Below are 17890 nucleotides of genomic sequence, written 5' to 3'. Positions count from 1 at the left end.
GAGCAAGTTGTTGAAACACCTGCTGCTGAGCAAGTCGTTGAAGCACCTGCTGCTGAGCAAGTTGTTGAAGCGCCTGCCACTGAGCAAGCCGTTGAAGCGCCTGCTACTGAGCAAGTAGAAGAAACACCTGCTACTGAGCAAGTAGAAGAAACACCTGCTACTGAGCAAGTCGAAGAAACACCTGCCGCTGAGCAAGTTGTTGAAACACCTGCTGCTGAGCAAGTCGTTGAAACACCTGCTGCTGAGCAAGTCATTGAAACACCTGCTGCTGAGCAAGTCGTTGAAACACCTGCTGCTGAGCAAGTAGAAGAAACACCTGCCGCTGAGCAAGTCGTTGAGACACCTGCCGCTGAGCAAGTCGTTGAGACACCTGCCGCTGAGCAAGTTGTTGAAGCGCCTGCTTCTGAGCAAGTGGCTGAAGCGCCTGCTGCTAAACAAGTTGCAGAGGCAGCTGTTGAAACCACTCCACTAGTAAAGGCCACTGAATCAGCGGTATCGGTCCGTGTGCGTTATCAGCATGTTGCTGAAGCACCAATGACAAAAGCCGCTGCTGATGAAAGCGCTGATATCGCCATTACCGTCCTGGCAATGCCAGACTCCATGCGCGAGAAAGTAAGCGACAGTGGTCAGGGCTCTGGCTCTAAGTCTCCGACAGCAAGAGCAAGCTCGGCCATGGCGTCACCAGCCAGCTACGAATAGGTTTTGAATTAAACCTTTTAAAAGGGCCGCATATGCGGCCCTTTTTGATCCTCCTTGTTCTTATGTTCTAAGCAAGCCAGAATAACTAATCCCAATTTGCTTAATTAAGTGTTCTATTTTGGGGTGAGAAAATAGGCTCAATAACACCACTCTCGCGTCCTGCTATCGCTGAGGCACCGGTCTGCTTTGGAGGCAAAAAGTTTTACAGGCTCTCATTGTGAGACATCCATCATATTTAAATGGCAGCTTTAAGCCCGGATTTGATTAGACACTAAGCATGATACCTACTTGAAAGGATAATGGTTTCAGTGCGACAATTGTGAGGCTCTACGCAAAGTAAGCTCTTGACCAAGCCCCTCTGTGACCAATTCCACTGTGAAAGCAGCGTAGAAATAAAACGGCCGCTTCTCTCAGCCTGAGCCCGTTTCAGGATAAACAAAATAAAAAGCGTTTGAAGAGATACTAAAATAAAGGTTAGTTCAGGAAATTGTCCAGACGAATCCCTTTGAATTCGATACCTACAGGACCGCATAGGAAAAGTGCAAGGAGCAAGAAATGGCCTATATGTAGAAGAAAAACAGAATGGTCATACCAGTGCCATTCGCACTGGCAAACCAGTATCGTGATTAGATATACAACTTTTCAGTCGCCAGTACTTTTTTCAGATATCTACGTGTCTCATTGTAAGGCAAGCCTTGCTGCAGTGCTTCCAGGACACGCTCAGGTGACAATGAGTTAATCACTCGCGCAGCGCGCTTAATATTTCGAGAACCGTCAGCATTAAACACACTGGCGACATTACCGGCGCCCGTATTATACGCCGCTATCATACAGTACTTACGACTTAGTGGATCCTTTATCGCGCTGAGATATCGATCGTTGAGAAGGTGTAAATACGCCGTGCCTGCCTCAATATTGTTATCAACTACATACAGGTATGGCGGGCTCATTGGCTCATCCAGCTCATAGAGGAATCGATTTACATCAACGCCTGCACTAGTTGGCACGATCTGCATTAAACCAAATGCAGGAATGTGTGATTTGGCAAGCGGGTTAAAGTGACTCTCTGTATGCATTACCGCCAACACCAGACTGGTATCAATCTCGAAGCGTTCACTTTGCTTTGCAATTTGACCTTGATACTCAGAGGCACGCTTATGTGCCAGACCATCTTTCGGCAGTTTGATCCGTACCTGAGTGATCTGCTGCGGTTCGGTTTTAGAAATTTGTCTGACAGATTTAGTCAGGTTTTTGATGCGCTTGGTTGCCAGCTCATCCAACTCCGCTTTCTTTGTTTCTAACTGCTTATTTGCAGCTTCAACTAATTGCGGTTCAGACTGCAACGCCAGCGCTTCATCGGCCTGCTGCTCTGCTAGTTTTTTCTGTTCCTGTGTTTGCTGCTTGATCTGAGCTTTTGCGGCAATAATGGATTTGACACGAAGTCCATTATCTATCGCAACTTGCTCTCGTTCACTGACACCATCTGCTAATGATTCACCACTCAGAAAAGATTGAAACAACGCTCGTTCAGACTGTCTAAACCTTTCGATAGCCTGTGAAATCTGTTGATCAGAGACGTGTGTTCCTGCGTGGTGCCGCACACTGAGGACTAACTCGTTATTCTGGAAGTCGACTTCCAGGCGTTCCCGGTTATCGTCTGAGTAGCCAACAAACTGGCTTTGGTCAGACACCTTCGCCTCACCCCATTGTTGGATCAGTTGATCTCGAAACGCATCAAATTCTTCAAAATGCGCCTCAACATAGTCATTAAATTCTTGTAAATGTTGCGCCTTGTAGCGCTCAAATTCCGTTTGCTCCTGGGCGCTGCTGTCATAGGTTTGCATTGCCGCTTCCAGTTCACTAAACAAACCGGATGTACTGGCAACCGCTGCGGCGGCGGCAAACTGAGATGCAATCGTCAATGCAAGTATGGTTTTCACAGCCCACTCCTATCAATGAAAAGCGCACCTTTTTAGGTGCGCATACAATTAATTGGTTAATCTGGCGATTTCTTTTTCCAGATCTTTTTCAGCCTTAAATGCTTTGAATTCCTGATACAAGAATTGCTCATCTTGAGGGTTAATTTGCTTTTTACTTTCTTTTACCAAGTCTTTGAACAAGGATTTTGTTAATGCAGGTGATAATGTGGTCAGGGCGCAGAAATAGTCTTTACCACCAATCTCAACGACATCAGCTTTAATTACGCGAGAGCCATTAAGCGTTTGCTTTGTTAGCTGCTTTGATACCGAGCTAAACGTCGCACCAACCGTTGTTTCTTCATTCGCATCAGTACGGTTTGAAAAAGTCTTATCCAACCCTTCGATGCGCGTTTCAATTTGCTGTGCCAGCGCTAACCTTGCATTAGCGACAGCCATTTTCTGGTCAATTGAGATGTTACCAGAAAACTTCACACAATCCGCAGCAGCGATGCCATTTTCAACAGCTGGGTTTAATACCCAATCTGGTATATTAATCTTCGACTCAGAGGCAGTCTTTTCTCCAGTCGAGCTACAGGCTGTTAACATCCCTGCTACGAGCATAGTAGTAATAAGCGGTTTGATCTTCATGATATTGTCCTTCGAGCTATTGATTGCTAAGCGATGATTTAAATTTAACAAAAGCCTGATTGCTTTACAGTAATAAATTGTAAGAACGATTTCTTACAATATTCAGCTTCAAAAAAAGCAAAATAATCTTTAAGTTAGTGCAAATATATCCAACTTCTTTGGTATAGTCACCGTAAACTTTATTACAAGCAAAGGAAGCGTAATGCTATCTCTATTCAACACTTTGCATTATCGAGCTTGGTTAACAGTGGCCCTGATTGTGGTTCTGACTGGATGCAATACAACACCCGCCAACAAAAATGCAATTTTACTTGCTCAACAAGGTCAGTTTGAACAAGCCAAATCGGCGATAGAAACAACCTACTCAGCGTCAGGTAAAAACAAATTACTGCGATATCTTGAACTAGGCACATTGTATCACCTCGAGCAAAAGTACAAGCTGAGCAATGATAACCTTGACCAGGCAAAAGCCATTATTGAAGAGCAATATACTATTAGTGTTTCAGAGCAAGCGCTGGCGTTGCTCAGTGGCCCAACTTACACCACGTTCTCAGGTAAAGAGTTTCATCGACCCCTGATTAATGTGTTCAAAGCACTCAACTATAACGCGCTTGCAAACCAAAACCCTGCTCAAAGACAGTACTACCTGGATGCTGCCCTGGTTGAAATGCGCCAGCTCGATACCTACTTGTCGACACTCACCGACGAAACAGGTGGCTATGATGGTAAACCAACTGGTGACGGACTCACCGACCGCGTTATGCGTATTTTACAACCGCTGCTGGCTCCTAATGACCTGTTGAAAAACGTCGACTACAAAGATGATGCATTTGCCCACTATATCAGTGGCATTCTGTATGAAAGCAGCAATGAACTAGATGCAGCCCGTATCCAGTATCAAAGAGCCGCATCCGCATTTGAACAAGGCTTTGCTAAACAATACGATTTAGACAGCACCGTAACAAAGCAAGCTTATGCTGATTTGGCCCGAGTCATGCGTAAAGCGGGTGGATATGGCAATGAACTTCGCGCGCTTGAAAAAAAATGGGGTAATAGCATTCGCGAAACGAAACAATCAAGCCCTCTTCTTACCGTCGTTCAAAATGCTGGGATTGGTCCACAACGCAAAGAATTTAATTTATTACTGAAAGCCGATCATGATGCCAAAGCGCTCGTTGTGACCCCTATTCTCTGGGGCACGTCTTCGGAGCGAAAAGCACAAATGTGGTGGTTCCAGATGCTATATGCCGATACCAGCCTATTCGACATGATGCAGAATTATGCCACCGGTGATCTGGGGGATGTAGCAATGGGTGCATTAACTAAGCGTTTACCATTGGGCGATTCACTGTGGCAAAGTGCCAAGGCTGCCGGACTGATTGATGCGCTTGAACACGGTAGTCGCATAGCGGTGACTTATCTGGAGCCGTTCGAACATAAAATAGAAAAAACGGAACTGTGGCTTGATGGCCAAAAAGTCTCGGAGCTGGATAACTATCACTCTGTCAGCCTGCTGACTTTACAAAGCGCACTTAAAAATGCCAATAGAGAAATGCAGATCGCACTTACTCGAGAAGTTGTAAAAGCGATGACAGCGCACAAAGCAATTCAAAGCACCGGTCTTCAGGCATTTGATGGCTTCGCCAAGTTAGCAACCAGTGTTGTCAACGCGGTCACCGCTAGTGCAGACCTGCGTCAATGGCAGTCGCTTCCGTCTCATATAAAACTCGCACAAGTGCCTGTCAATCAAGGCATAGTCAATATTACGCTCAAGACTAAACTGCGCTCAGGCAGAGTCATAGAGCAATCTGACACATTAGAAATAAACGAAAATATGACGCTGTGGCATACTCGCACTTTCATTGACAGTGCCAAATCCACAGCACCATCCACTCTGTTTACAATGGAATAATTGTTATGAACTGTAAAACCACACTTTTAAAGCTAACTCCTTTGGTTGTTGCATGCAGCTTAGCCATCACTGGCTGCTCCTCGACAAAAGTACAAAGAGTAGACGCAAATCAAGAGGTTGCCCTTTCTGACAAGTGGAACGGCAAGGACTCGCAACTGGTTGCAGAGGCCATGATCAACGATATGTTGAGCTTTCCATGGGTTAACGATCACTTACAAAAAGAGGGCACGCGTCCTGCTATTATAATCCAGTCAGTACGCAACAAATCACATCAGCATATCGCTGTTGATACCTTCCTGAATGACCTAAAGCGTTCAATATTACGCAGTGGTCAGGCGGACTTTGTTGCGAACAAAGATGTTCGTCAGGAGATCCGAGACGAAAGAAAAGACCAGGAGCTAAATGCCAGCCTGAGTACACAGAATGAAATGGGCCAGGAACAAGGCGCAGATTATGCGCTGTCAGGCACCATTAACTCTTTCGTTGATCAGCAAGGCGGTGATCGCGTGACTTTCTATCAGGTTGACCTGAGATTGATCGATATGACCACAAACCGTGAGGTATGGAATGGACAGAAGAAAATTCAAAAACTGCAGGAGCGCTCGCGCTTTGGCTTCTAACCCCTTGATCGCAACGCTGCTGAGTGTCGCTGTACTCAGCGGCTGTGGTGCAAACAACGCCAATCAGGCGCCTGTTGACAACAAACCGGTATGGATCTCCAACATGCCGAGTTCAAGCTATATGGTTTATGGTGTTGGCAGCGCGCAAAACACCGGTGACTTGCAACAGGCAAAACTGGCAGCACAGGAATCAGCGCGACTGGCACTGGCTAAGCAATTGAATGTCACCATTTCAGCCAGTACCAGAATAGAGCAATCGGCCAGCGAAAAGTCGATGCAATTTCATGTCGATGAGCTAATTAACTCTCAGGTACCTGATATTCATTTGCAAGGTGTAAAAATTGAAGATGAATACGTTAGTGCAGATCAGCAAACAGCCTTTGCACTGGCCGCTTTTAACCGCACCGAAGCCGCAATGCAAACAGAGCTAACCATACGGGCTCTGGATGAAGATATTGCAGCCTTCACAGTGGCTGCCAACGGCAGTAAATCACAACAACTGAAACAAGCCGTTGCACTCAAAGAGCTATTGGTAAAACGAAATAAGCAAAACCAATACCTTACCCAGCTTCAGGCTGCACCTCTGCCCTTGCCTGCATCTGTTCGTGACAAACAGCAACAGGCCGATGCGCTTATCAACAGTATCAGCTTTAGTATTGAAAGCGATCACCAGGCACACCGTAAGGTTCGAGACATCCTAGCAAAAGCGCTCAGCTCTCAGGGGATCAAGGTCACCACAGGTGAGGCCGATTTTGCCCTTAAGTTCACCGTTGACTGGCAGGATATGAACAAAGCCGGTACCTTTTACAGTGTGGCAGAAAGCTACCTGGTGGTGATGGAAAATGGCGAAGAACAGGCGCACTTTAATACCAAAGTGAAGGCAGCGTCGAGCTACAAGGACACAGCTAAGAGTAATGCGATGACCAAATTAGCTAACAAGTTGGGCACCCAGCTGGCGCAGTTTGTTGTTACAGGTAAGTCTTAGACGTACCAAAGTACATATTTAACTGACATAAAAAGGGGCTAACACATGTTAGCCCCTTTTTATTTACTCACTCTCTTCCTGATAGAACTTTTCTAGCTGATCTTTGAGGTTTGGCGGCACGCCTTTAATCGTCAAAGTATCGCTTTGCGCATCATATAGCACACGTTCTCCCAGATGCTTGCGCTCAAACCCAACACTCACACCGCCACCCAGACCTGAAAATTTGACCATAGTCGTGACGGTTTTTTTATCGAGCGGGAATGACTCTTCCAGTTCATAACCTTGTTGCTTATAAAAGTCTTCAAACTGCACATCGGATGATTTAGATACGGTATCAGACAAAGACTCGACATCTGCATCTTCGCCACTATTAATACAGTCATTACAATAATCAAAGACTTCTTTGCGAATTGCATCTTTCTCATCTTTACCAAACTGCTGCTCGGCCAGATAGTCTTCCACGGCATGTAACATAGTTTGCGACTGCTGCTTAGGGTCGATACCTTCAGCACAGCCCAGAAAATCAAGAAAGAAGTCGGCTACTTTTCTGCCAGCTCGGCCTTTAATGAAAGAAATATATCTATTTTCATCTGCCTGCGTATCCCACGCAGTTAAGTCGATGCGCGCTGCAAGCTGCATACGTGAGATATCCAAGTGCCTCGACGCAGCCAGGTCCAGATCAGACGTAATGGAATAGTGTTCTTTAATATTAATCATGGCTATCAGCAAGTAATCGCTGGCAACGTACTGATAATGACAGAACACCAGATAACCAGTCTCATTGAACGCATATTTGTTCAACTCTTCTTTCAGAACTTCTGTTGCCTGCTGCGTTAGATGCCAAAATGCCAGCTCATTATTGCGGTAGCTTTGCATTGCCGACGCGACGCGACTGTCTTTATCAGGATCGAAGGCACAAAAGCCTTTTCCAGGTTTGCCATTATAAGCATGGTGGAGCTGCTCTATGAAAACTGCTACCCGGTCATTAACCTGCATCTCATCATCACGCAAATGAATTTGTGTTTCTTCGTCTTGCTTGTCGACATAGTGTACAACAAGCTTGTTCACCTCAATGCTCATCTTTGTTTTTAACGCCTCTGGTGTTAGAATAGAAAGAATTATAACTCTTTTTATTTGAACCAACCGATGCCTATCCAGTCTAAATATTCCAACGAACAAGTAGAACAAATTGTCGACCAACTGTTAAACGTACTGACAGAGAATCAGGCAACCGTTGATTTAAGCTTAATGTGTTTGGGAAATTCTATCACGCACATCATCAAAGAGCATGTACCGGAACAGAAAAGACAAGCGGTTGCTGAAAATTTTGCCAAGGCGTTGACCCAGTCGGTAAAGTAACTGAATGAACCTTTCTTCGCACAGCCCTTTTTCGTCAAAGGCCAGTCAGCTCTTGAGCTGGGGGCATTGGTTTACCTTTGCCAACATCGGCTTAGTATTAGCCATTACTTTAAGCTATCTGGCCGCTGACAAAGCACCGACAACGCTACTTGGCTGGCTATATATGCTGGTGACCTGGCTCAGCCACACCAGTTTTATTACCTTTTGTGTATTTGTACTGAGTATATTCCCACTCAGTCTGATATTCCCCTATCCAAGGCATATTCGAGGAATGGCCGCCTGTATTGCAACCTTAGGTATCACGGTACTGGGTGTTGATGCATTTGTCTATTTCCAGCTTGGCTACCACTTGAACCTTCAGGCACTGCCTGAAATTCTTTCCTTGTTTTGGAAGACTATCAGTAGCTCCCCTGCCGTCAATAGCCTGATTGTGCTTGCAATGATTGCTGCTATTTTAGGGTTTGAACTGATTGTCGGCAATCATGCATGGCGTCACCTTGAGCGGTTAAAGAGTTACTCCTTTCCTAAAGTCGCCAGCACGATATTGGTCACTTGCTTTGCAAGCAGTCACATTATGCATATCTGGGCAGATGCAAATAGCTACTTCGACATCACAATGCAGGATAACGTACTGCCATTATCTTATCCAACCACAGCCAAAACACTCCTTGCCAGACACGAGCTACTCGATATGCAAGAATATAACCAGGCAAGATCGCTGAATGTCGGGCCCAACGAAGTAAACTATCATCCACCAGCGTCACTGACATCGTGTCCGGCTCAGGATGCTCCAGTCAACCTGAGCATAGTAAAAACACTGTCGGAGCAAACTGAAAGTCAGCTAGTACAACTTGGCTGGCATGGTTCAGAGCAGCTGCTGGCCCCAACGTTGAGTGAGGATTTCAGGTTTAATCTGCTGTATGGTCTTCCTGCCTACTACAAACAGTCTTTAATGGAAAGTAAAGCTCCGCCAGTTTGGTCAAACCGCCTGTCTTTGTCGGTCTCTGGACTGCCCAAATTCGATTACATTAACACTGTCGAAAATGCGGATGTACGGGTGTCATATAGTGACCAAAGCCCACTTATTACAGAGCAAACACCACCGACTATCCTCATAGTCGAGCCAAACAGCTCAGATATAGTGACCACAACCCGCTTTTATACCAATATCCCAGCGTTTTCAGGACATACCGGGCTAATTCAGGTCAGCGATGTCATGACAACCATTGCGTCAGAGCATTTTCAGTGTAGTACACTCGCAACAGCAAGTATGCTGGGCAATAATGTTGCCACGGACACACTCAATGAAGGGGTAAACTATTCTCGTGGTGTGTTAGTTGCTTACAAGAAAGACCGTATTACACTGATAGCACAGGACGGGAGCTATAAGCAGATTTCTGCAAAAGAAGGCTTTACTCTAGATCAAAAACTGGATGTCCCCTTTTTAATTCAGAGTATTAAGCGACTCAAACAGTTCAATCAGACGCCTGCTGTAAAGTAACATGGCGTCTGCCACAACACTTGCGATATCGAACAATTTTACTATCTTGAAATGTAAATATAGATTTCAGGGAAGCACACGCTATGAAGATATTGATCATCATGTTTTGGCTGTTATTGCCTATGCTAAGCCAGGCAAAAACAACCTTCAGTTACTACAAATGTGTCACCGATAAGGCGGTTGTTTACAGCCAGCATCCGTGCGCAGCCAATGCTGAACAACATACTTTAAGCCACTCCGATCCACAAGCACCAGCCCCCACTGGCCAGCATACCAAAACCTTGAACAATATTGAGCGGCAGCAGCTGGTCCTGCGGTTAAAAAAGACACTTAGAGCCAAAAAACATCAGGCAGCAATCTTAGGTAGAAAACGAGACGAAGCCACCCGAGATGAGCAGCGGCGCATTTCGCGTATGATGGAAAAAAGTGAGAGAGCAAAAACACTTAAAGATGTAAAGCGCAACATCAAATCGATCAATACAGCTTACCTCAAGGAAGTTAAGCTGCTGAACAAAGAAATAGCGAGCTTGGAAAAGCGCCTTAAACGACTTGAATAAACGCCCTTATTTCAAGACAAGCGCTCTTGAGCGTGGCGCATAACGGATGACCTAAATACAAACTTGAGAGACTGGCACTTGTGCGCTAAAGTAACTCGCAGATTAGGAGGTCCGATGAGCTACCAGGTTCAAACAATTACAGAGCAAATTCTTTCCGGTTTTCACGCTCACTACGCGTTATTTCAACAAATAACGGCGCGCGCTCCCCAAGCATTTGCACAGCAAAGATGGGGAGAAATCGAGCAAATAAGCAAGCAACGGATAACTCTGTATGACGTTCGTGTTAATGACACCGTCACAGCTCTGAAGCGTCAAACATCACAGGATACGCCTGATGAAGCGTTATGGCACCAGGTCAAACAACATTACGCTGAACTCCTTTCTTTTCATCCCCAGGCAGAGCTGGCAGAGACTTTTTTTAACTCTGTTTTCTGTCGCCTGTTTCATCGGCGCTACTACAAAAATGACTTTATTTTTGTGGAAACAACGTTAACAAAGCCAACCACCTTGCCGATAGAAGCGGAATTTCGCAGCTATTTCCCGGTCATCTCTGGGTTAAAGCCCACTATTCGCAATATGATTTCACACATGGACTTACAGTGCGGTTTTCGCGATCTGGAACAGGATATCAGAATGCTGGTCAAAGCGTTTATCAAACAAGCACCAAGCACTCACCATAGCCATCATGGACTGCGCTTTGATATTCTCACAGCCCCCTTTTATCGTAATAAAGGCGCTTATATCGTAGGCCGGGTGGTGTCCAAATCGGGTGTCCAACCTTTTATTATCGCCCTTTTACATCACCCTCAGGGCGGCCTGTACATCGATGCGCTGTTAACTAAAAGTGCGCAAATGCGGATTATTTTTGGTTTTGCCCGAGCGTATTTCCTGGTAGAAACTCATGCCCCTTCAGCTATGGTGGGCTTTTTACAACAGCTGATGCCGAATAAAACAACGGCAGAGCTATACAACGCCATCGGATTTCATAAACAAGGGAAAACTGAATTCTACCGTGATTTTCTGTTTCACTTACAACACAGCGAAGACGTGTTCACCATAGCGCCAGGTACACCGGGTATGGTTATGATGGTGTTTACGTTACCTAATTTTCCTTTTGTCTTTAAAGTGATTAAAGATGTTTTTGCCGAAAGTAAACCGTTTGGCAGAGATACGGTGCTGGCGCGCTATCAACTGGTGAAAAGTCACGACCGTGTTGGCCGTATGGCTGACACCATCGAGTATTCTGAAGTCGTTATTCCCAAGCGAAAGTTCTCTCCATCACTTCTCGATACGCTCAAAGCCACAATCAGTAACAGTGTGCGAGACGAAGGGGATTATCTGGTGATCAAACACCTGTACATTGAACGCCGAATGACACCGCTGAATCTCTTTTTGCAAACCGCCGATGAGCCAACCGCTTACAAAGTCATCGAAGATTATGGCCACGCTATCAAAGAGATGCTCAGCGTAAATATTTTTCCGGGCGATATGCTGCTCAAGAACTTTGGGGTCACTAAGCACCATAGGGTTATATTTTACGATTATGATGAGGTGCAATATCTTACTGACATGAACTTCCGGCCCATGCCCAGCCCATCTTTGGAAGACCTATATAGTGGTGTGGCCGAGCCCTCGGCAGCACCAAACGACGTATTTCCACAACAGTTATGTACATTTGTACTCACAGACCCTAAACTCAGAGCGGTGTTTGAACAGTCGCACGAAGCCTTATTGAAGGTGGAATACTGGCAACAGGCGCAACGGGATATACAGGCTCACGTGGTTAAGCAAGTCTATCCTTACCCGGCCTCACAACGCTTCTATCGACATATAAAATAACAAAGGAACACAGTGAACATAAGCAAAATTGACCTGAATCTACTGGTCTATCTCGATACGCTACTGCGAGAGTGCAACGTCACTCGTGCCGCAAACCAGCTAAGTATCACCCAGCCCGCGATGAGTAATGGCCTGAAGCGGCTTCGCAACTTGTTTAATGATCCAATCCTTGTACGCACCAGTGAGGGCATGGTTCCGACTGAGCGCGCACTGGAGCTCCAGCCAGTGATCCGCGGTATTTTAATGACGCTGGAAGAAACTCTGGCACCCAATCGTGAGTTTGAACCTGGGCAGAGCAAACGCGTATTTCGCATTATGGCCAGCGATTATGCAGCCAGCACTTTAGCACCTAAGCTATTGAATAAGTTGCATATGGAGGCCCCAGATACGACTCTCGATATCCTGACACCCAGTGATGTAACCTTTCATGACGTGGAAAATGGTAAAGTCGATATGGCAATTAACCGCTTTGAAAACTTACCTCAATCATTTCATCATAAGCGGATCTGGAAAGACAGTTTTTGCTGCCTGATTAAGTCAGACAACCCTATCAGAACGCACTTTAATCTGGATGCCTACTTAAAAGCTCGGCATATTTGGGTTAGCAAAACGGGCTTTGGTGTAGGGGTAGGCATGGACCCGGCTGATGTGCAAAAGCTGGGTTGGGTTGACGAAGCATTGGCTCACTTTGGCAAGCACAGGAACATTGCCACATTTACACGTAATTACCATGTCGCAATTCACCTGGCAAAAGAGCAAAATCTCATCGCAACCTTGCCATCAAAAGCGGCAAACATATATAGCGATGATCCGAATTTGGCTATTTTAGAACCTCCGTTTCCTATCCCCCCCTTCGAGTTGGATATGATCTGGAGTCCGTTATTGCATCGCGACGCCAGCCATATCTGGCTTAGACAAAAAATCGCTGAGGTAGCGGAAGCCCTGAAATAACATCTACAGGTGCTCAGATATAGGGTGGATGCCCTATATCTCGCTTTCTAACATGGCCAAAGCACGTTTCTCACTGTCACACACTTCCCCATTCGCTTCACTGATCCGGTGCGCAATTGACACCGCAAGTTCGCGCATGGGTTTATCAACAATATGACTCAATCTATGCTGGATAAAGCACTCTGTTTCTTCCTGCTTAATCGCAATTAGGCACTTGCCCAGCGCATCATCCATGTAATCTTGCAACGTAATAGCCGAATTCCAATGTAATGTATTCGCCCAGTCCCGGACAATGTCCATTTCTTCGGTTTCTATTTTTTCATCAATGCAAACAAATAACAAAGCAATATCCAACAAGGATTCTTTTTGCAATTGCTCCACACAGATACCCATGTCAAAGTGGTTCAACAGTTGTTCAAATTTCATCTTAGTTCCTTGTACTTGATATAACGCCAACCAACAGCCATGCACATAGGCTGGACTCAGTATCCTGCCTCCAGCTGGTGTGCCTGAATCTATGGAGGCGTATGCCTTCTAGACAAACACACTCCACAGCATTCAAACATATTCTACAAACTCAAGGTTGTCACTTAAAAAATAGTCAATTAGTGGGCACTGAACTAGACTTGCCTTAATACACACAGGAAGTCATTATGTCTTGCCTTAACCGCTTATACTTGAAACTGCTACTTATTTTAGGCCTTTCTTTTTCAACACACGCCCGAATTTCGATTTCAATCGAACAAGACATTTATGAATACGCTAAAGAAATACTGGCCGATCAATCCATTTCTGAATTCACGGAGGAGATATTCAACCACCCCAGGTGCCAACGTGATGTCGTCGAGTTTCTCATCGCACAACGCGCACTTTTGGAAGGAGGCTTCCAGCATACCTTTAGCTTCACCCTTGGAAACTATGATGCAAGAAACTTAAAACTGCTTGAATCAGGGTTGCTGCTGATGAGCTTTGACACTATCTGGCTGTCTCAGGCAAACACCATTGCTCAAAAGGTGTATATTTCTCCCCCTATCATTAACAAAGGGGCATACTTTGCGGGGATCTATACGTCAGCCTCTAACAAAACTCGATTACGGGAAAAAATTTCCACAGATCTCAGCCAAATAAGTATCGTGAGTAGTAAAGCATGGTTGGTTGATTGGGTTACGCTCACAGCGCTTGCACCTCAGCAATTACATCATGAAGATGACTGGATCACTATGGCCAAACTGGTGAGCAATGGATGGGTAGATGCTATGTTGGTTTCCTTCAATAACACCCGGCCATTTTACTATGAAGGCCAGGGTTATCGGATAGAAGCCATAGAGGGAGTTAAAGTCGCACTCCAGGACAGTCGACATTTCGTCGTATCCAGACTTCACCCGCAAGGAGAAGAGGCGTATAACGCATTAAAACGCGGCCTGACAAAATTAAAAGCAAAGAATTTCATCTATCAGTCCTATCGACACTGCGGCTTTATCAACCCTTTGGTGGATGATTGGCATACACTTTAACCCTAAAATCGCAATTGTTAGTTTTAATTTGGGGTATTCATATTTCTTCCATTTTCTTCTCCTAAATTTCCTGCCTCTCGGGAATACGTCAAATTAGGAACAAGTAATGAATGAACTAAAACTGGAAATCAATACGACTTTTTATTGTGTAGTTGGCGCTTTCGTTATTGCGCTATTAGCATTGGCAGGGCTGTTCACCGAACTCAATCTGTCTTTTCTCGCAACCATGCAAATCACCATTGCCAGTGTGGTTAGCATCGCATTCGCCATCAACTTTTTACTGAGCATGGCGGGTCACAAACGCGTGACACTGTGTAACCAAGGTTTGTCGTTTTTTAGCCTGACTGGCCGCCAACGTTACGTACCGGCTGAAAACATTCAGTCCATTGAATTTGTCAATTATATTGGTCTGACTATGACTCAGGTTAAGACTAACAACGGGATTATTAAGTTACTGGCATTCAGAGTACGTAAAGAGCAGCAACAGCGTTTGAAAAACCTGGGTTACCTGGCGTAACCCACTTGCCCAAGGCGCACAATCTAATTAGCATGCAGATATCAAAACAACAGAGACATGTTATGACACAGCAGTATTCTATCGGACAAACTGGTAAGCCTTGGCAAGCAAGCGAAAAACAACAATGGCTCGCTCAGCAAGCAAAAAAGCGTGATTATTTCGAAGACATTGAGCCTCAAATCAGCGCACTCAGGGCAGACTATCAAGTTGAACAATATGGTGTGCTTAATTATGAAACACATTATCCATTGTACGCATTAAAGTCTGCTACCTGGCGTCCAGATTTACCTGTGGTGCTGGTTACAGGTGGTGTACACGGCTATGAAACCAGTGGCATTTTAGGTGCACTGGCATTTGCGAAAAAACATGCAAAAACTTATGAAGGCAGGTTCAACCTACTTATATTGCCTTGTATTAGCCCGTGGGGTTACGAGACAATAAACAGATGGAACCCGGCGGCGGTAGATCCAAATCGCTCATTTTATGCCGACAGTCCGGCTCAAGAATCACGTCTTGCGATGGAATACATCAAGTCGGATATGGCCTCCATTCTGATGCATATAGACTTGCACGAAACAACCGATACGGACAACAGTGAGTTTCGCCCAGCCCTCGCAGCCCGTGACGGTAAAGTCAATCATAACTGGAATATTCCGGACGGTTTTTATTTGGTCGGTCACACTCAAAAGCCAGAAGCGGCATTTCAACAAGCAATAATCAACAGCGTACAAAAGGTTACGCACATTGCCGATGCGGACGAGCATGGTGCCCTAATTGGCGTGCCAATTGAACAATTCGGTGTTATCAACTACGATGCAACCAATCTAGGTCTGTGTATGGGTATGACAAACGCAGCGTATGTCACGACCACAGAGGTCTACCCGGATAGCCCAAATACGACGCCACAAAACTGTATCGATGGTCAGGTTGCGGCGATTGAAGGCGCAATGAATTATCTGCTAGCCCAAAGCTAATTCAGGCCATCAGCTCCCCATGCTCGTGAATGATCTCAAATATGTCTCTGAAGGAGTGAGCTTTTTGGAATATATTCACGGGCACATGCAGCGCTCGGGCAATATCAGAAGACGATATCATGCCCCTCAAGCCCCCTTTTTCATCCATTAACAGAACGTGTTGCTGGCCAAGTTCCCTAAGTGTCTGTAACACATCACCTATCTTGGCGCTTGCCACTGTCGAAAAACGCATTGCATGCAAATCCTGCTTTTTAGTCATGACGTCTTCAACGGTTAAGTCACTGCGTGCAACTTGGCGCTTCTGTGCAATGGTTAATACCCGCCGACCTGATAGGTCCTTGGAGTTCACCACGCCAAGAAAGGTGTCATCATGATCAACCACCAGTTTTGACCGTACATGACCATTTAGCATCATATAAACTGCATGATCTATGTCCACGTCTTTTAAGATCATTTGTGGCTGGCGTCTGGCAAAATCTGTGATCACCTTAACCGCAGGACTGGATAAACTCAATGGCTCCGCATCGTAGTAATCACAAAACTGATAGACCCCTTCTAACTTTAATGTTTGTAGCGATTTATACTCACTCATATCCCCTCCACTATCGACCCTGTGGCCGAACCATACAGAAAATATGGTTCATCGTTGCACTTTATGCAAGGGACTAACCCGCTCGGTGTAATCCACTGTAATGGCAAGATACGAGCTGACTCGTTACAATGATAATGTTCGCAATTGTCTTTGCCCGGACACGATAATAGCCTGTCTCTTCGGTTGTTATTATTGTGAATACTTCCTGAAATAACAGTACCCGTTTCGGCGGGTTCTTTTTATAAACTGAAGGTAACTAAGGAAATAGTCCCTTCAACAAGGTAGAATCTCCACCGAAGTGCAAATTCGTGTGCGTCACTTATACGGAAAGTTAGGAAAATCTTATGGCATATTTAATCGATGAACAGAAACTAGAAAAAATTTACCTAAAAAGTTATCACACTTTTGGGCGTTACAAATTTAATGTAGATACCTTCGTCGATAAGCCAGGCATATCAAGGCACCATGCCATCATTGAACATGCAAACAACACGTGGTTGATCCGCGACGTCAGCACCAATGGGATCTGGATCAACGACAAGAAAATTGATAAGAACCTACCCTATCAACTCTCCGAAAATGATAAAATTGACTTTGCTGCACCTGGGCAAAATTCTTATGTTGTGGCAAATTTAAATGCCAATTGCCAGTACCTGGTTTCACAGACGAACGCCAATCAGGTGATCGAACTTGAAAACCAAATACTGCTGCCCAATGACGAAGAAGCCAGTCACATCGTCTACTTTGATGCCTTATTGAATTACTGGTTTCTCGAAGATTTAAATACCTCGGACCGGCAAGCACTGATTGACGGAGGAGTGGTCTCCTTATTTGGCCAACAATGGTTGTTTTACTGCGCCAACACATCAACTATGACCAAGCACCTCGACAATCAGCCGATTGTGAAACCCATTGCACTCAACTTTAGCGTTAGTCAGGATGAAGAAAAAACCGATTTAACACTGGAGCTGGAAGGGCAGGAAATTGACCTGGGCTGTCGTACTCACCACTATCTGATGCTGCTGCTGGCAAGAACACGCATTGACGATAAACAAAATGGGATGGATACCGAGTCTCAGGGGTGGCTTTATCGAGAAGATTTGGCCAAAGCACTTGGCGTGCAAACCAATCATATGAACATTATGGTGCATCGTGCTCGTAAACAACTGACAGAAGCTGGCGGCGACAAAGCACCCGAGTTAGCCTATGTGCTGGAAACCAACAACGGAAAGATTCGTCTGAACTGTCAGAATATTACCATTGTTAAAGGCTGCCAGCTTGAAACCCGAATTTCAATCTAACG

Annotated in this window: 17 protein-coding genes and 1 pseudogene; 13 read left to right on the top strand and 5 right to left on the bottom strand. The window is 45.2% G+C overall.

The genetic code is table 11. The features are described from left to right. Window positions 1-699, top strand: a pseudogene (locus IY568_RS23030) (ribonuclease E); the annotation flags it as partial. Between the two features lie 626 nt (window positions 700-1325). Here the strand turns inward: IY568_RS23030 and IY568_RS23025 are convergent. Together IY568_RS23025 and IY568_RS23020 are read right to left on the bottom strand one after the other, a co-directional pair. Further along, the gene (locus IY568_RS23025) at window positions 1326-2639 is read right to left on the bottom strand and encodes a transglycosylase SLT domain-containing protein (RefSeq protein ID WP_194868814.1); all 1314 of its coding nucleotides are present in this window, start codon (window positions 2637-2639) and stop codon (window positions 1326-1328) included. Between the two features lie 48 nt (window positions 2640-2687). Next, window positions 2688-3266, bottom strand: a complete 579-nt coding sequence (locus IY568_RS23020) for an LPP20 family lipoprotein (protein ID WP_046005920.1) — start codon at window positions 3264-3266, stop codon at window positions 2688-2690. Window positions 3267-3468: 202 nt separating this feature from the next. On the opposite strand from IY568_RS23020, the gene IY568_RS23015 reads away from it, so the two are divergent. Genes IY568_RS23015 through IY568_RS23005 form a run of 3 tightly spaced genes read left to right on the top strand, consistent with a single transcriptional unit; the run spans window position 3469 to window position 6783 of the window. Next, on the top strand, window positions 3469-5178 hold the full coding sequence (locus IY568_RS23015; RefSeq protein WP_125561880.1) for a hypothetical protein: 1710 nt from the start codon (window positions 3469-3471) through the stop codon (window positions 5176-5178). Between the two features lie 5 nt (window positions 5179-5183). Beyond that, a complete protein-coding gene (locus IY568_RS23010) occupies window positions 5184-5798 on the top strand; it encodes a penicillin-binding protein activator LpoB (RefSeq protein ID WP_125561882.1) in 615 nt (204 codons plus the stop codon). After that, on the top strand, window positions 5788-6783 hold the full coding sequence (locus tag IY568_RS23005) for an LPP20 family lipoprotein (protein WP_138539516.1): 996 nt from the start codon (window positions 5788-5790) through the stop codon (window positions 6781-6783). Before IY568_RS23010 ends, IY568_RS23005 begins: the two co-directional genes overlap by 11 nt. 63 nt (window positions 6784-6846) lie before the next feature. Here IY568_RS23005 and yejK read toward each other — a convergent pair whose 3' ends face one another. Beyond that, window positions 6847-7863, bottom strand: coding sequence for a nucleoid-associated protein YejK (gene yejK, locus IY568_RS23000; RefSeq protein WP_125561886.1), 1017 nt, complete (start codon window positions 7861-7863; stop codon window positions 6847-6849). Between the two features lie 66 nt (window positions 7864-7929). Between yejK and IY568_RS22995 the strand changes: the two genes are divergently transcribed. From IY568_RS22995 to IY568_RS22975, 5 genes are all read left to right on the top strand, one after another. Beyond that, window positions 7930-8142 carry a DUF1414 domain-containing protein gene (locus IY568_RS22995; protein WP_010382154.1) on the top strand — a complete coding sequence of 71 codons (213 nt, stop codon included), beginning with the start codon at window positions 7930-7932 and terminating at the stop codon, window positions 8140-8142. A 4-nt stretch (window positions 8143-8146) separates the two neighbouring features. Beyond that, window positions 8147-9643: a DUF3413 domain-containing protein gene (locus IY568_RS22990; RefSeq protein ID WP_194868813.1), complete on the top strand. Its 1497-nt coding sequence runs from the start codon at window positions 8147-8149 to the stop codon at window positions 9641-9643. An 83-nt stretch (window positions 9644-9726) separates the two neighbouring features. After that, window positions 9727-10200 (top strand): DUF4124 domain-containing protein, encoded by a 474-nt coding sequence (locus IY568_RS22985; RefSeq protein ID WP_194868812.1) that lies wholly within the window; start codon window positions 9727-9729, stop codon window positions 10198-10200. Between the two features lie 114 nt (window positions 10201-10314). Continuing rightward, the gene (aceK, locus tag IY568_RS22980) at window positions 10315-12039 is read left to right on the top strand and encodes a bifunctional isocitrate dehydrogenase kinase/phosphatase (RefSeq protein ID WP_194868811.1); all 1725 of its coding nucleotides are present in this window, start codon (window positions 10315-10317) and stop codon (window positions 12037-12039) included. Window positions 12040-12051: 12 nt separating this feature from the next. Further along, on the top strand, window positions 12052-12990 hold the full coding sequence (locus tag IY568_RS22975; RefSeq protein WP_049865864.1) for a LysR family transcriptional regulator: 939 nt from the start codon (window positions 12052-12054) through the stop codon (window positions 12988-12990). A gap of 33 nt (window positions 12991-13023) precedes the next feature. Here the strand turns inward: IY568_RS22975 and IY568_RS22970 are convergent, their stop codons facing one another. After that, window positions 13024-13416 carry a hypothetical protein gene (locus tag IY568_RS22970; RefSeq protein ID WP_125561894.1) on the bottom strand — a complete coding sequence of 131 codons (393 nt, stop codon included), beginning with the start codon at window positions 13414-13416 and terminating at the stop codon, window positions 13024-13026. 227 nt (window positions 13417-13643) lie between these two features. Here IY568_RS22970 and IY568_RS22965 point away from each other — a divergent pair, with 227 nt between their 5' ends. From IY568_RS22965 to IY568_RS22955, 3 genes are all read left to right on the top strand, one after another. After that, entirely contained in the window at window positions 13644-14504 is an 861-nt protein-coding gene (locus IY568_RS22965) for a hypothetical protein (protein ID WP_125561896.1), read from the top strand. Between the two features lie 106 nt (window positions 14505-14610). Then, on the top strand, window positions 14611-15021 hold the full coding sequence (locus IY568_RS22960; RefSeq protein WP_125561898.1) for a hypothetical protein: 411 nt from the start codon (window positions 14611-14613) through the stop codon (window positions 15019-15021). Between the two features lie 62 nt (window positions 15022-15083). Next, window positions 15084-15995 carry a M14 family metallocarboxypeptidase gene (locus IY568_RS22955; protein WP_194868810.1) on the top strand — a complete coding sequence of 304 codons (912 nt, stop codon included), beginning with the start codon at window positions 15084-15086 and terminating at the stop codon, window positions 15993-15995. 1 nt (window position 15996) lies between these two features. On the opposite strand, the gene IY568_RS22950 is transcribed toward IY568_RS22955, so the two are convergent. Continuing rightward, window positions 15997-16587: a CBS domain-containing protein gene (locus IY568_RS22950; protein ID WP_010382172.1), complete on the bottom strand. Its 591-nt coding sequence runs from the start codon at window positions 16585-16587 to the stop codon at window positions 15997-15999. Window positions 16588-16931: 344 nt separating this feature from the next. Here IY568_RS22950 and IY568_RS22945 point away from each other — a divergent pair, with 344 nt between their 5' ends. After that, window positions 16932-17888 (top strand): FHA domain-containing protein, encoded by a 957-nt coding sequence (locus tag IY568_RS22945; protein ID WP_010382174.1) that lies wholly within the window; start codon window positions 16932-16934, stop codon window positions 17886-17888. Window positions 17889-17890 lie beyond the last annotated feature (2 nt).

Source organism: Pseudoalteromonas sp. PPB1 (assembly GCF_015356275.1).
Taxonomy (GTDB): Bacteria; Pseudomonadota; Gammaproteobacteria; order Enterobacterales; family Alteromonadaceae; genus Pseudoalteromonas; species Pseudoalteromonas rubra_D.
Note: the sequence above shows the minus strand (reverse complement) of the source record. Positions and strands in the feature narration are given on the sequence as shown.